The sequence below is a fragment of the Hymenobacter canadensis genome, from assembly GCF_027359925.1.
In the GTDB taxonomy this organism is placed as follows: Bacteria; Bacteroidota; Bacteroidia; order Cytophagales; family Hymenobacteraceae; genus Hymenobacter; species Hymenobacter canadensis.
This window is the reverse complement of sequence record NZ_CP114768.1, coordinates 327,260-342,221: the sequence shown is the minus strand read 5'-3', so window position 1 is coordinate 342,221 and position 14,962 is coordinate 327,260. Positions and strand designations below refer to the sequence as shown.

Here is a 14,962-nt window from a genome sequence, read left to right as displayed (position 1 = left end):
ATATGCTCGTGAGCGGAGTATTGAAAATTAGCTCGCCAGTGGGCTGGAGCACGGCTACCAGCGCAGGGCCTCGCTGGCTGGATGGCTGGATGCAAGCACAAATGATGCGGCCGCTCAACTCTTCAACCAACTCCTAGAAGGCACCTCGTACTGCCTGTACCTCATCTCCGCTCTTTACCACGCAAAAGTGCCCCGTAGTCGGCCGCTGCCCGCTGGATAAGCCAGGCAATAGACGATTACGGGGCACTTTCGTCAAGGGCAGGTGCTACTGGGCGGCCTGATCCTCAGCGTTCGTCAGATCAGCCAGCGTCAGCTCGGTCGCGAATTCCTCCATCGGGGTGCGCACCTTCTTCATGTTCACCAGCCAGTCTTCCGACTCCTGCCGGTAGCCGAGCGGCAACAGCACCGCGCTGCGGTAGCCACTGCCTTTCAGCTGCAGCAGGGTATCCAGCTGGTCGGCGTTGAAGCCTTCAATGGGCGTAGCGTCCACGCGCTGTTCCGCCGCCGCCGCAATGGCCATGGCAAAGGCAATGTAGCTCTGCTTGGCCGCGTGCTGGGCGTGCCACTCCGGGCCCAGCGGCTCGTACATGGACCACAGATTCTGCTTGTAGTCCGCCATAGTTTGGTACGGCAGGCCGCGCTGGTCCATGGTGTAGTTGAAGACGCGCGTGATGCGCTCCTCGCTGTAGCCGTCCCAGGCCACAAACACCAGCAGGTGCGAGCAGTCTGTCACCTGGCTCTGGTTGAAGGACACCTCCCGGATTTTGGCCAGCAGCGCCGGGTCCGAGATAACCAGGATTTTGTAGGGCTGCAGTCCCGATGAGGACGGGGCCAGGCGCGCCGCTTCCAGGATGTAATTCAGCTTATCGGCGGGGATACGCTCGCCGTTCATTTTTTTGGTGGCGTAGCGCCACGTCAGGTCTTCGATTAATGACATATTGAAAGGTGTTTTTCCTGGAATAGATCCGGGGCAAAGGTAAAGGGTCTTGCTGACAAGCCGTACCTTTGGGACAAAAGGTAACCGGGACATCCGCGGCCCTCTGGTGACAACCAGGTAACCACTTCTTCCCATGCAGCAAGACTCGGCCGATCATTCCTTCACGGGCGCCTGTGCCCATCGCATGCGCGCCATCGACGATACGCTCGATATCCTGAGCGGCAAGTGGAAGCTCGCCATCATTGCCCGCCTCTGCCACCAGCCGATGCGCTACTCGGCCCTGTTGCGCGACGTAACGGGCATCTCCGGCAAAGTGCTGAGCCGGGAGCTACAGGACTTGGAAACCAACGGGCTCATTGTGCGGCATGTCGCTACGAGCAAACCCCTGACGGTCACCTACAGCCTTTCCGAAACGGGCCGCTCGCTAACCGCCCTGACCGACAGCCTGGCGGAATGGGGCCTGGCCCACCGCGCCCGCATGATGCACGCGGGCGAGTAAGCCCCGAGCGCTTTTATCGAAACCGCCGACAGTTCCGCCCAGGCGCACCACGTTGACGCGGGGCTCCTATTGGTCAGGTAGCTGCCACCGTATCAAGGAAGCCCTGTGCTCCTTCGGCTCAGGCACCCAGACCGCGCCGACCCTACTGCTAAGAGGATGGTACGCTCGTTGGTGCTGACGATTAGCTAGCCGTCATTACCTGGTCCGGAGCAAACCTCCGTTTTCTTGTTCGTCGTTGGCAGACTGCACCTTCTTCTAAAACGCCGCCGCGTTACTCAGCCTGTTCTCGCCGCGGCAATGATACGGGCTGAGTAAGGAGAGTTTGAAGACTCAGCTCCTTGCTTCTACCTCTCAATTTCTCGACCCTGCTCGCGAGCTCTTTCCTGTTCTTTTTCTGCATGACTGCGCACGTCCTGAGTCCGGCTCCTGGCAGCCAGCGCGCTGCTGAGTCTTTCAACCGAACGTTGCAGCGCCTGTATCCCGGCTGACGGTTCCGACTCCCATTCTCGCCGGGACGGGATGACGCAAACCATCTTGCTTAGATCCGGACTCTGACCCATCTGTAGCTGCGGCTCCCGTACAACCCGGCCCGTAGTGAGGTAGGTGTAGGGCTCCGGGGTGTCTTTCCCCTTCTCGGCGTTACGCTCCATTCGGCCTAGCCGGTTGTAGAATATGCTATCGTACTTGCGCTCCTTGGCAATGTCTTTCACCCGGGCGGGGTCGAGCTGTTCGTGGGCCATGAGCTTGGAATTTACCCGGGCAACCTGCACGTCGAGGCGGGCATCCTTGGCGGCCATCTGCTCCGGGGTCAGCGGCTTTTTCTCTTTCCGGTTGGCCGCCGCCTTACTCGTTATCTCCTCGACTTTTTCCGCTACTCGCTCCCGGCGGGTCGGCTCTTTTGCCGTTAGAGCCAGCAGTACCACCCGGCCAAATTGCACTTCCATTTGGGTGTTGCCTTCGGCCTGGAACTGCACCCGGTTGAAACGTTCGGCCCGGCCCAGCGGGTTAAGCGTGATTTTCTGGTCGGCGTCGCGGGCCGAAACCATGACGTGAATGTGGGTTTGCAGCCCGTCTTTTTTTTCGCCCTGAACGCCCTCATCGGTGCCCCGGTTCTTGCGGTCCTGGTGAATAGTAGCCGCCCATACCAGGTTCGCTTCTCCCAGCTCCTGCCCGTTTTTTAGGTTGAAGTTTTTGGCGTACAGGTCCATCACGTTCTGGGTGTACTGCTCCAGCGCTTAGGCATTATTGCCAATCATCATCAGCTCGTCGGAACTCGGATTCAGCACCAGCGAGTGAAATTTGGGGTCGTCTTTTCCCAGGCCTTTCACGTTGCCGTCGAGCATGGCCACCACCTCGGCGGTCGTCTTGGGCTCGGTGCCGGGGGCTCCAAAAAACGTCGCCTCGCCCCCGGCCTCCTTCGCTTCTTTGGCCATGTAGCTCGCGCACCGCTGGGAGCTGCCGGCATTGTTATAGACTTTCTGCCCGTTGGTTTTCGGGTTGATTACTTTGGCATACATCAGGAAATGGGAGAAGGCAGGGGAAGAAAAAGTGGGCCTTACAACTCAGGTTGCAAGGCCCAAAAGTTGCCGTTGTATCCCGGGTTGCAGCGCCGGTTGTAAGGGCAAAATCCGCTGGGATGCCCAGCCGGTTGCCGGCGCTTTTCGCTGCAACCTGGCTGAGAGCTGCTGGTGCATCCGGCGCTATTTTGGGTCAGTGCCTGCAGCCGGCGTTGTGGCCGCCGAGGTTGCTGGAGCCTTCGGGGGAGTCGCCGGGACCTGGGGTTTTGTGGGCAGCGATGGGGCAGGCACGTTATGGTTTTTGATGAACTCGCGCATCTGCACTACTACCTTCTGGTCGCGGTCGTCGTTGACGGCTTTATTGGCGGCCGGCCACTCCGAGTCCTTTTTGCCCGTGACGAATAGATTGGTTCGCTCTCCAATCACGCGCCCAGTGTAGGCTTCGAGGTTGGTTCTCACCAGCATCTCTACCATCGGTGAAAGCAGGTTAGTTTCGAGGGCGACCTGGTGGCGGAGAATCTGGACTACACTCTGCTCCAAATAAGTCAGCGACCCGCCTTGCTGCTGCTGCAAGAAGCCGTAGAGTCCTTTCTCCCAGTTGCGCAGTATCGAAATCAGCCGGTTGCCAATGTCCACATTCTGCACCCGAATCGAACGCGCCTCCTGCGCCACCGTCTTGGTGACGTGGGCAAAACTCTGCGTCGCCGCCTTGGTCGGGTCGAGCCCGTTCTCGGCAAAATAGGCGATGGCCGCGTTGGCGTACTCGCTGTTTTTCAGTTTGAGTTTTTTGGCGTGAACGGTCAGAAGCCGGTGAACCTCCGGTGCGAGGTGAACCGTGGGGTCTGGCTTTTCGACCGACTTCTTACCAGGCGGTCGGCCTTTTTTCTTTAGGGTTGGCTCCATACTTCAAGTTATGTTTATTAATTATTTTCTCCGGGTTTATATCAAGATAATCAAGCATTTATATTATAATTCTCCGGTTTATTCGTAAATTGTTGAAAGTCCGGTGCTGTAAAGAGCTATAAAAACAATTAATTCTCCGGCTTTTATTACTGATTATCAATGCGGTAGCATTTATTTCTACTGAACAAACTGTGTTTGTGCCTGATTATCAGTGCGGTAGCGATGGTTTCAGGTCCTCCTCTTGCTAATTATTGCTATGGCCCGTTTTTTCAAACCCTATGTCGTCCGTAATCTAGAGCCTGTTACTGGAACTTCCTACTAGGCTATAATCTATTGCTACACTATGCTATGCGCTATCTGGAGACACACCACGATGTGCTGGCCCCTTATCGAATCCCATGCTACCGCCTGCTCCTGCGACTCTGCTGGCTATGCTTTTGCGCTCTCTGGGCTCCGTTGCGCTGACTACTAATTGTGGCCAAAGTAGCCCGAAGCACCTGCTCCGATTTTTTTGATCAGCCCCAATTTCTACGTCGGCCGCAACAACCAGCTTGCGGGAATTTTACCGGTTACCCGTTTGGCATTTCTCTCTTATGACATGCTGCTCGGAAATTAATAGGTGTGCTGATTCTACCGCCTCCCCAAAAATTTAGCCCTCCTATCTGTTCATTACCGCCGGCAGAATTTGTCCCAATCCAAAATCTGACGCTTCTCTCAGCTTCCCCGATTCTCAACTTCCGCTAGTATGCCGGTCGTGTGATTTTGGTCCGGTGCCAGTACCTCCCCTTCTGCGGAAATCATCAGCCTACTCAGTAGCAGTTCCCTGTCATACAGCACAACGGGTTGTCTTTACCGCTGGTCCAAAAACCGGCGCACTGCTATTTCGCCTCCACCCGAAATTTCGGCCTCGTCCCATTTTCTGGCCATCCCACATTTTAAGAGGGAGCCTAAAAATCATCCGGTCTGATTCAGCCCTCCCATCCGAAAATAACGCTTCTTGATTTTTTGCGGCTTCGGATTTTTGGTTGGTTCAAAACTTTCACCCGGTGCCCCATCTCTGAAAAAAGGCAGTGGGGAACAACATGCAGAGTTAGCTCGCACTGTGTTTTCCTGGGTAGCCTGCATCTTGGCCAACACCACAAATTTGTCTTGGCCTCGTTACTCTACCTTCGCTCTATCATGCAATAACTCGAGCGTCCCGGACAACCAGCATCCGTCTGATTCTGCCCTGTCCAATCGGTAGCTATTTGAAAAATCTGTCTTGCGTGAGAAGTAGCGGGAACCTCAATCTGCGCTGTAGTTAAGCTGTTGGGTTACGTTGCCGAACAATGCTTGAGTACAAACAACCCCTATCTCAACAGGCGACGATAATGCGGCCGGGTAGTCCAATGCCATGGGTCAATCGCCGGACAACATCTACCGAAAGCACTTGGCAAACTCCTGGACTCGACGGCTCGCAACGCTGTACTTAGAACATCTGGCAGAACACTCTCTGGCGGTCTTGTTCTGTTGGGTCGACTTTGCTACGCCCGGCTTTCCTGTCTTACCTGACCAAGCCATTTCAGAAGGCCTCGGGAAAGTCCATCAACTCGCGTATGGGCAGGCATAAAGCCCGGGCCAGCGACACCAGCACGTCAAGGGTGGGGGCACCTTTGGCATGCTGGTGTCGCTGGCCCGTAAGCTTAGCTATGTCCGTATAATCGGCCAGTACCTGCTGGCTCCATCCGCGCTCTTCCCACAACTTTCTCAAATGCACACCAAAAACTTCGACGCTGGCTGGATAGCTGCATTCTGAAAACCCTCTGGCTAATAATTATTGATATCCAGCAGTTATAATAGGCTGAGGATTGCCACAGCAAGTGCGGACCTACTTCCCAGGTACGCTAATCCTGTTGCATGAACGGGTAAGCTTCTTTTGCCGATCGACATTCTTGGCACTGATAGCTGCCGCACTCCCAGATTTTTCCTGCTCAGAAAACAAGGCTGTCGGCGTCTGTTACGCATAGGATCCAGATACTGGTGGTAGAGCCGTAACTACTAATTTCCCTGCTTTATGCGGGGCTAGGGAGTTCTTACCCCAGATTTACTGCCACCCTCAGTCAAAGGTTGGTAGACCGGTAGGACGGCCTTGATCTGACTGAGCGTATAGGCAGCTACCGACTTGATGTTGTTAGCATTTACCAACGCAATGCGCACGTCGTACAGTGCTTTCGTCACCAGCGTGTAAGCCGTCATATCCCGCACGTTGCCGACCACTTCCCGCGCCTGGTACTCCTTCAGTTCAAAGTCCAGCCGTAAGCGGTCATACAGAGCCGGGAGTTCCGTATAGATTGCGGCCAGTTCCTCCCGGTACCTGGCAATCTCCGTCAGCGTGAGCGTACGCTTTGCCGGACGAACGGCAGAGTTCGTGTCGGGCTCCAGGGTGCTGGTCATCTTGAAAATCAGTGCCTCTACCCGTCGACCCTGTTTCTGAATTTTCATCTCTACCTGCCAGCCAATCTCCAGAAACTCTACTATTGCGGGTTTAAGTACGTAGCGGTTGAAATCCGTCCAGTCCCTGTACTGCTCTGAATCCTCCCCAAACAGCCACTCCCGTAGGGTTTCGAAGGGCAGCGGCTCCTCCCAGGTCTGATTATGGTAGCTACGCAGAATCCAAAACAGCCGCTGGGTGTGGGCGCTTTTGAAAGAGAGCAGAGACTGCAGCTCTACGGTGGTAAAGCGCCCGGCCAGGTTCAGCAGGTGCTCCCGTAGCAGTGGATTGAACTGCCCCGTAATCTGGCGCGAGCCTTCGTTCAAACTCAGAATGGCAAACATGCTAATGGCATCACGCTGCCGTCGACCGGACTTGCCTCTGGTCATCATCAGGGGCTGAGTAAGCTTGGTTTGCGCTTCTATCAGTTCCGCGTAGGCACTACCTCCATTGCGGCCGCTGGGCGTGATATCCTGAAAGTGAATGGTAAACTCCAGCGAGTCCTGCTTTTGGTGAAGACATCCCAGGGCTAGTGCGAAAATACGGGCCTCCACATTGCTGAGAGCCAGAGGGGAACGAATCACTTCGTTGCTAAGAAACGCAACTTCATTTACGCGAGTGAGCAGTGTATCTCTATCCATAACCGGAAAATATGGCGCATAATACGGAAGACTTCTGATTTCTTCCGGCCTTAACGCCTTTCTTTCCGGTGTTGACGCCGTATTTTCCGGTGTTGACGCCTTTTCTTCCGGTCTTAACGCCATATTTTCCGCTTCAGCACGCCTTTTTTTCCGGTCTATACGAATTCAATTATCTGCTAACCAGAATGTTATACCACCCTTAAATAGATAAAAGGCCTTTAAATACTTCAAAAACTCAAAACAGCTCGATTCGATTTTTTTTTAATAGGCCTTCAGAACATGTCCATCACCCGGATCCGCCGGACTGCGCGAACAGAGCTTCGCACACCGGCCTATTCATGTACATACATCAATTTAATGCATTTCAACGCTGAAAAGTCTTTCGTCAGGACGTAATCCGGCGTTGATAGCAACGCTACAGATCGGGGGTGCGGGCTTTCACTTGCCCGCTCTTTATCCAGGCCACGACGCTCACAACGGACTGATCATATTCTTCCTCTGAGGCAAATATGGGGTGCTGGAAAGGCTGCGGTGAATCCGAGGTAGCAGTTATCCTTCTTGTAGGGCGCACGACCAGAAGACGTTTTTTGGATGTCTTTTTCATTTCTCAGGATGCCAGAGCCCCTTAAAGAGCCGTGGTAGAACGGTTTGTAGTTTACGGAACCGACTTTCCGTATGCAATGACTGCATTTCTACAACTTAAATTACGCTATTTCAGCTTCTGCCCGCAGACACGTTTATATCAGTTTGGTAATCTTCATCCGGTTGCTGTAGTAAGGCGGATGGATCCGTGAATAGACGGCAGCGGCTATCTCACCCCTGCTGGTGCTCGTGTCCGTGCTCGCCGGCCAGTTAAGTGCGGCTGCGAGCAGCTATTGCGGCGCGGCGGGCATCCTGTCAGCATCGTGCGGGGTATCGGGCTCGATGCCCGAGTCAGTTAAGGCAGCCTTGATAAGGTGCTCCACCCGCGCTAGCTTGGTTTGCTCCCGAGCTTGGGGGTGCTGAAGCACCTGCAGCATCGCGCGCAGTTGTTTGCGCAGACGATACGCTTTCTGCTGGTGCTCCTTCGGTAGCTGGCGGGCCGAGGCTAACTGCTCGGCGAGTTGACGGTTCGTTGTCCGCTGCTGTTGCAGCTGGCTGCTGAGGCTTTCCATTTCATCCTGCAGCTGGTTGCGTTCCCGCCGCAGCGAATCGGTCTGGCTGACCTGGGGCGTCTGGTGATAGAACTCATTAGCCAGGGTTAGGGCCTGCAGGCCGGCCTCCAAGGGAATGCCTGCAGCGTCCAGCGCCAGCTGAGCCTGTCGCAGGTGGGGAGGCATGGCGAAGGGACCGGAGCTCATCTGATTCATACAATGGATTGAAAACGGCAGGATACTGAACGCCGGGCAGGCTCCCGGCACCTGCGGGCCCTGGTGCCGCCACTTGGTCCGTTACAGAAGCCAAGTGGCGCTTGCCGACGCCTGGTAGTACTACGCGAACCCAGACACTTATGCTGCGGGGCGGCTTCCTCTGCTGCTGATTTCGGCTAGCAAGTACCGAGTACTGAACAGCGATGCAGGACCGCCGAAGCTCTGGGCAGCAGAAGGCCATTCCCTACCCTACCTGACCAGGGCTTCGCAGCACGTTCACAAAACCAGCCGGAGGCGCGTCCGCAACCGAGTGGGCAGCCCATTCCCTGCACCGCGACGTCAGCTCATCAGCTCTGCGGTTTCACCAGCCACTTCCCGCGCTCGGCATCCTCCACCAAGGCAAAGCCCTGGCTCAGATACACCTGCTGCAGGTGCTCTTCGAAGGAGCAGCCCTTATGCAGCTTTTTGGCGACCATGGTCTGGTACATGGCTTCCACTTCCTGCAGCCGGTACCGCACGGCCTGGGGCGCCGCCGCTTGTACGGCGGCCGGCCGGGTAGCGGGGGCGCGGCGAGTCGCTTCCTCGAACTCGCTTAACAGGTGGCCTTTGGTGACGGCCGAGAAAATAGACCCGGCTAGGCTCTTGACCTTGCCCAGGCGGTGCTTGTCGCGCTGCGTGCGCACCACAAACCGCACATACTCCGGCGTTACCTGCCCCTGCGCCACCAGTTCGGCAATGGTGGCCCGGCTGCTGGCCGCCAGCCCGGCCTGGAGCAAGGCGGCTTCCCAGTCGGCCGCTTCCGGGGAGGCCTCCGCCAGCGCCGGATCGGACGGGCCGGCCACGGGCGGAAAATTGAACCGGATAACGGACACGGATTTGCCTTCCCGCACCAGCTCGTAGGTGAAGGGCAGGTCCGTCTCGCCCAACTCCTGCCGGGCCCGGTCCAGCACCCGCAGCCGGAACAGGGGAAACTGCTTGTACTGCCCCTCCAGGTTGAGCAGGCGCTTGAGCTCCTCCACCTCCATGGCCCGGCTGCCGAAGGCGGCGTATTCCTTCAGCAGCCAGTAGATACGGTAAGAATGGGGGCTCTTGAGCTTGAGCAGCTGCACCACCTGCGCCTTAGTGAAGTTGCGCTGCAGCTGCAGCAGGTAGGGCATCACCTCATCGTTGAAGCGCACGTAGAGCGCCCCTTCCTCGCCCCGGTACTTGGCGTAGGCCATCAGCGGAATCTTGTCGAAATCCGGGGAGGCTGACCGCCGGGGGCTCTTGCGCGTCAGATCCGGCCGCTCAATATGCAGGATGCGGCTCACCAGCTGGTCGCACATGCCCGCCACCTGCTGGTAGTCCTTGCCGCTGGGCCGGCGCCCGGACAGGGCCACAATTTCGGTGAGCGGAATGCGCATCTCCCGGAACTCGCTGTCGTTGCGCCCGATGCGGGAAAGCATGGCCATGAACAGGCGCATTTCCACCGTAGACAAATCAAAGCGCGCGTTTACCAGCGCGTTGTGCTGCACCACGATCTTGCTGACGGGCTCTTCCGGCGGGGGGGCATCAAATAAGGTGACTTGCATAGCGGATAGCGGCGGTGGGACATTCCGGAACGGGATGGACGACCCTCTTTCTATTACAAGTTAGAAAGTTTGTAATAGATGTGTGGGCCCGCTACCCCTTCCGCCAGCCCCGACAGGCACGGCCCGCGTGGTTTTTGTAATAGATGCTCGTGCTTTTGTAATAGGTGCGCGTGGTTTTTGTAATAGATGAAGCGGATTTTCGCGTGGTTCCTGTAATAGATTCTTCGTGCTTTTGTAATAGGTGTGCGTGGTTTTTGTAATAGATGTTCGTGGTTCTTGTAATAGATGAGGCGTTTTACCAACTAAAAGTCAAGCAGTTATGCACCCTGTAAACCTATAAACCTTATAAAGTAAGGAAACAACAAGGTTTAAACAGGGCGTTTTTTTCAAGAAATGGCTTTTAAAAAGGGGCTGGTGCCCAAAAAAAACCAACACCATGCCGGGTCAGGTGGTAGGCCACCGGGGGGGCGGGCCGCCGCTGTCGTGGTTTTTGTAATAGATGGATGCAGGCGAACAATCAGGCAGACATATTAGAACGCTTTAAACAACACGGCTTAGTAGCCTCTATATCATTTTGTTATTCCTATTGAATACTTTGAAAACGATGTTCTGTTCAGGTGCTTTACGACCTATCGGATGCCGGATACCTATTACCAAAACCACGCAGACTCCTGCCGGCCCGACCCCGTACTGAGCAGGCATCTATTACCAAAACCACGCAGAGGCACTGCTCCGCGCTTACCAAGACAGATGTAGGTGGCTGAGTGCTCGTCGGGAGCAAAATCTTCTACGGACTAAGCGGAGGAGCGGGATTCTTGTCGTGGTTTTGGTAATAGATGAGACCGTTCCTCCCCCAGTGAGAGGCCCTGAACGCACTGGCGCAGGTAAGCCTCCATGCCAGCTTTTTTCCTGATGACGACCACGTTGCCTAACCCTGCTTCCAGCAGGAATTGAAAGGTGCTCAACTCAGCGCCCCGTCCGACTGGCGGTGGCGGGCAGGGCGGCGCTGGTGAACTATAGCAGGCTACAGCATATGACTACAAAAAGAGGGTTACCCTACAGCATCTCCTTTCTAACATTCAGAAAACCAGCCGACCCGGATGGCTCCGGAGCATATGACTACAAAAAAGGGGTCAGCTCATAGCCTTCGTTTCCGGCTCTGGCTACCGGCAGACCGATCCTACCTGACCTTCCGCTATCTCACTTTTAAAAATCCAACTCTAGAAACTAGCAGTCTAAAAGGGCCCGTAAGCCTTCCATATGACTACACAAAAGGGGCCATACACTTGCCGTTTTCAAACCCTGTAGCATAACGTCGCCCGGCTGTCTATTCAAGCCGGTCGTCGCGTAGCAGGAGCGGCACACGCTTGACGACGTGCACGCCATGTACGAAACCATGCGCCAGCGCAGGCTCATTCCCGATGAGAACTTCGAGCAGAACCTAGCCCGGATATGGCTTTCCGCCAGCTTTCGCCAGGAAACGGACGCGCAGGCCATCCAGTGGCTGATCAAACCCTGAGCCAGCCGCCTCAGCTTACCGCTCTCAAGGGCAAGGCTGGCACTCTACGCACATGGCAGCAGCACCAGGCCAGCCGTTGAGGCCGGCACCACTGTTTTCGACGAAGGCGCGACCTAGCCTGCCACGAGGGGTGTTGCCGAGTTTACCGAGACAGCTGGAAAACGCTTGATCTGCCTTTTCCGACGCACGCCGAAACGCCGTAGCTTTCAGCCATGATGACGCAATTTGCGCAGCTCTACCCTTCGGGCCTGATCCGCTACACCCAGACCACCTACCTGGAGCTCGTCACCGCTACCGAAGTCCACCGCATCGATATCGTGGGCAAGCTTAGCGCCCGGCTGCAGCGCGGCACCCACGGTCCCGTCTCCTTCCACCACGACCACCCGCTGCTCAACGGCGTCAACCGGCCCCAGACCTACCTTATGGCGCGGGCTACCAGTCATTACGTCCCCGACGCGCCGGCCCTGCTGGCGGCCATTCGGCAGGAGCTACGCAAGCAGGCCGGCGGCTGGTACAGCTTCGCGCCCGCCACCTGGGCTATGTGGTGGCACCGGTTGGCGGCAAATAACGTGCGCCCCGACCTCTCTCGCACCGGGGGCATTATCCTGGAAAGCGTACCCGTTCCCGTGGCTCAGGCCGTGGCCGCCATCTGCGCTGAGCATGGGGTGGAAACCTACTGGCAAACCGCCGGGGAACACTACGTTTCCCCAACCGCCGCGCCGTCCTACCAACTGCTGCTTATCGGCCGCAGCTACGTTATTGCCCGCACGTTTTTCGTCAGCACGCTGCTGGGAAACCCGGCAGCAAGGACAGCGCCCTGCTTTCCTGGAAAGACCAGCTGATTTATTGCCGCGGAGCTGTTGGGTATCCTGGCGACGAGCCCGCAGGACTGTGGCCGTCACGGGAATAAGCGAGTTCAGTATCAGACAAGGCCGTTGCTGGTTGGTGGCTGGTTGTGCTGGCATTCTGCCGGGCGCGGTGTAGCTGTAGTTGGTCAGGTACTCGGTGCGGGCAATTAGGTCTTTGCAGGTATTGAGCCTGATGGCTTTCCGGCCGGCCTTGCGCCAAGCCTCCCTCAGCTCGCCGCCAGCCAGGCCCGCTTGGCGTTTCCCAGTGCGCTGATGGCTGATACTGTGCCCCGCTTCCGGGTTAGCGTCTGACGGCGCGCAAAGCCTTTGCTAGTTATTTTAGCGATATATAGATTTGCTTGAACAGGTGGATACAGAAAAGATGAAGGCCACGTGAAACTGCCTTCATTTCGTAAAAATCCGGTAATCAGCGGATCAACTCACAGCAAACAAATCCGGTGATAAAAACTATTTGCTAACTATTTTAGTATACTTGCCGTGCCCTATACTTTCCCCACCCCGCATGACGTCCATCGAACTATTCGAAGTAGGTGAGCCGACCACCACGTTGTGGCTGCCCGTATTTGCCTCCCTGGTGCCCGCCGGCTTCCCCTCGCCGGCCTCCGACGAGCTGGAGGAACTGTTTGACCTCAACCGCATTCTGTTCCGCCACCCCGAGGCCACGTACCTGATCCGGGTGTCGGGCGAGAGCATGCGGGGCGCGGAAATCCACGCCGGCGATCTGCTGGCCGTCGACAAGCACCTCGAAGCCGACCACAACCACATCGTGGTGGCTGTGGTGGAGGGCGAGTGCACCGTCAAGCGCCTGGTGCGCCGCGGCACCAGCTGGTGGCTGCAGGCCGAAAACCCGGCCTACGCCGACTACGAAATCACCGAGCCCGACAATCTGCGCATCTGGGGCGTGGTAACCCACGTCGTGCACGAACTCATCCCCGGCAAGCTCACGGCCCTGCTCCGCAGCCGCGACTAGATAATCTGCACCAGTCCGTCATGCCTGATCTAGCGTCCGCCTGCCGAACCGAAGGTCGGCGTAGCCAAGCATCTCTACCGCTTCGTTGCGCCTAAGCACTGACAACCAGCAACTAACAACTATCCACTAGCAACCACCCATGTACGGCCTCGTCGACTGCAATAACTTCTACGTCAGCTGCGAGCGGGTTTTCCAGCCCCGGCTCGACAACCGCCCCGTCGTGGTGCTGAGCAACAACGACGGCAACGTCGTGAGCCGCTCGGCCGAGGCCAAACAGCTCGGCATTCCCATGGGCGCGCCGTTCTTTGAGGTGCGCGAGCTGCTACGCCACCACCAGGGCCACGCCCTCAGCTCCAACTACGCCCTCTATGGCGACATGAGCCGCCGCGTTATGGCCCGCCTGGCGGCCCACGCCCCCGCGGTGGAGGTGTACAGCATCGACGAGGCCTTCCTCGACCTGCACGGCCTCACCACTTACTGCGGCACCCTCGACACCCGCGTCCAGGCCATCCGCCGCGACGTGCTGGCCTGCACCGGCATCCCCACCTGCGTGGGCGTGGCGCCCACCAAAACGCTGGCCAAGGTCGCCAACCGCCTGGCCAAGAAGCACCCCGAGCTGCAGGGTGTCCTGCGCCTCGATACCGCCAGCCGCCGCGAGCGGGCCCTGCGCGCCCTGCCCGTGGCCGACGTCTGGGGCATTGGTTACCAGTATGCCGGCAAGCTCGCCACCCATGGCATCCGCACAGCCTGGGAGCTGAGTCAGGTGTCCGAGGCCTGGGCCCGCAAACACCTCGGGGGAGTGGTGGGCTGGCGGCTGGTGCAGGAGCTGCTGGGCCAGCCCTGCCAGGACCTGAATCCTTCCGAAGACGGCACCCTGGCCCGCAAAAGCATCAGCTGCTCCCGCTCCTTTGGGCAGCGCCTCACCGCCTTCGACGACCTGTGGGGCGCCATGGCCACCTACCTCAGCCGCGCCGCCGAGAAGCTGCGCGCCCAGGGTGACCAGGCCCATATCCTCACCGTGTACCTCAGCCAGGACCGCTACGATACCCGCGTACCGCCGCCCTACACCCGTTCCACCACGCTCACGCTGCCCGGCGGCCCCACCAGTGACACGCTCCAGCTGCTGGCCTACGCCCGCCGGATGCTGGAGCGGCTCTACGAGCCCGGCCGCGTCTACGTCAAGGCCGGCGTGGTGCTCGACGGCCTGGAGCGCCCCGGCCGGGGCCAGCAGCTGAGTTTGTTTGCGCCCGCTTCATCAACGGCTACAAACCCTCTTTCTGACGTTCGCGCCCAACAGCTTATGCGCAGCCTCGACGCCCTTAACCGGCAGTTCGGCCGCGGCACCGTGCGCCCCGCCGCCACGGTGACTGCCGCCGGCCAGTCCGCCCCCTGGCAGGGCAAAGCCCAGCACAAAAGCCAGGCGTTTACCACCCGACTGGAGGATCTGCTGGTGGTGGGCTGACCCGCGCAGGTAAAGGGGGGGCCGTTGCAGCAGTATCGTTCAGCCGCAAAACTTTTCCTTGCCTGCTTCCCTCTCTATGTTGGGGTTCCTGTGGCAACGGGGCAGATTTACCCGCTAAGCCCGATTATAGTAAAGGGTGGCCGAAAACCAGACCAAAAAAGGCCGATTACAAGGCATACAGGGGGGGCGAGTAGCCTATCGAAAGGGAAATCCTACTTGAGAAGGGCCTCGCATAACCTATGCTGAAACAGCAGA

General features: G+C 57.6%; 11 protein-coding genes and 1 pseudogene. 5 read left to right on the top strand and 7 right to left on the bottom strand.

Going from position 1 to position 14,962, the window contains the following annotated elements; genetic code table 11:
* Positions 1 to 265: 265 nt before the first annotated feature.
* A complete protein-coding gene (locus O3303_RS20970; protein WP_269562068.1) occupies positions 266 to 937 on the bottom strand; it encodes a nitroreductase family protein in 672 nt (223 codons plus the stop codon).
* A gap of 133 nt (positions 938 to 1,070) precedes the next feature.
* On the opposite strand from O3303_RS20970, the gene O3303_RS20965 reads away from it, so the two are divergent.
* On the top strand, positions 1,071 to 1,436 hold the full coding sequence (locus O3303_RS20965) for a winged helix-turn-helix transcriptional regulator (protein ID WP_269562067.1): 366 nt from the start codon (positions 1,071 to 1,073) through the stop codon (positions 1,434 to 1,436).
* Positions 1,437 to 1,780: 344 nt separating this feature from the next.
* On the opposite strand, the pseudogene O3303_RS20960 reads toward O3303_RS20965, so the two are convergent.
* The 6 genes and pseudogenes from O3303_RS20960 to O3303_RS20935 all read right to left on the bottom strand — a co-directional run bounded on the left by O3303_RS20960 (position 1,781) and on the right by O3303_RS20935 (position 9,887).
* Positions 1,781 to 2,953, bottom strand: a pseudogene (locus O3303_RS20960) (DUF5712 family protein).
* A gap of 183 nt (positions 2,954 to 3,136) precedes the next feature.
* Positions 3,137 to 3,856, bottom strand: coding sequence for a hypothetical protein (locus O3303_RS20955; RefSeq protein ID WP_269562066.1), 720 nt, complete (start codon positions 3,854 to 3,856; stop codon positions 3,137 to 3,139).
* Positions 3,857 to 5,417: 1,561 nt separating this feature from the next.
* Complete coding sequence (locus tag O3303_RS20950; RefSeq protein ID WP_269562065.1) at positions 5,418 to 5,606, bottom strand: helix-turn-helix domain-containing protein; 189 nt, start codon at positions 5,604 to 5,606, stop codon at positions 5,418 to 5,420.
* 311 nt (positions 5,607 to 5,917) lie between these two features.
* The gene (locus O3303_RS20945; protein WP_269562064.1) at positions 5,918 to 7,090 is read right to left on the bottom strand and encodes a replication initiation protein; all 1,173 of its coding nucleotides are present in this window, start codon (positions 7,088 to 7,090) and stop codon (positions 5,918 to 5,920) included.
* Between the two features lie 749 nt (positions 7,091 to 7,839).
* The gene (locus O3303_RS20940) at positions 7,840 to 8,316 is read right to left on the bottom strand and encodes a hypothetical protein (RefSeq protein ID WP_269562063.1); all 477 of its coding nucleotides are present in this window, start codon (positions 8,314 to 8,316) and stop codon (positions 7,840 to 7,842) included.
* A gap of 347 nt (positions 8,317 to 8,663) precedes the next feature.
* Complete coding sequence (locus O3303_RS20935) at positions 8,664 to 9,887, bottom strand: replication initiation protein (RefSeq protein ID WP_269562062.1); 1,224 nt, start codon at positions 9,885 to 9,887, stop codon at positions 8,664 to 8,666.
* Between the two features lie 1,384 nt (positions 9,888 to 11,271).
* On the opposite strand from O3303_RS20935, the gene O3303_RS20930 reads away from it, so the two are divergent.
* The 4 genes from O3303_RS20930 (at position 11,272) to O3303_RS20915 (ending at position 14,707) form a co-directional block, all read left to right on the top strand.
* Positions 11,272 to 11,406: a hypothetical protein gene (locus tag O3303_RS20930; protein WP_269562061.1), complete on the top strand. Its 135-nt coding sequence runs from the start codon at positions 11,272 to 11,274 to the stop codon at positions 11,404 to 11,406.
* Between the two features lie 212 nt (positions 11,407 to 11,618).
* On the top strand, positions 11,619 to 12,248 hold the full coding sequence (locus tag O3303_RS20925) for a hypothetical protein (protein ID WP_269562060.1): 630 nt from the start codon (positions 11,619 to 11,621) through the stop codon (positions 12,246 to 12,248).
* Between the two features lie 529 nt (positions 12,249 to 12,777).
* Positions 12,778 to 13,245: a LexA family protein gene (locus tag O3303_RS20920; protein WP_269562059.1), complete on the top strand. Its 468-nt coding sequence runs from the start codon at positions 12,778 to 12,780 to the stop codon at positions 13,243 to 13,245.
* 139 nt (positions 13,246 to 13,384) lie between these two features.
* Positions 13,385 to 14,707, top strand: a complete 1,323-nt coding sequence (locus tag O3303_RS20915; protein ID WP_269562058.1) for a Y-family DNA polymerase — start codon at positions 13,385 to 13,387, stop codon at positions 14,705 to 14,707.
* Positions 14,708 to 14,962: the final 255 nt, after the last annotated feature.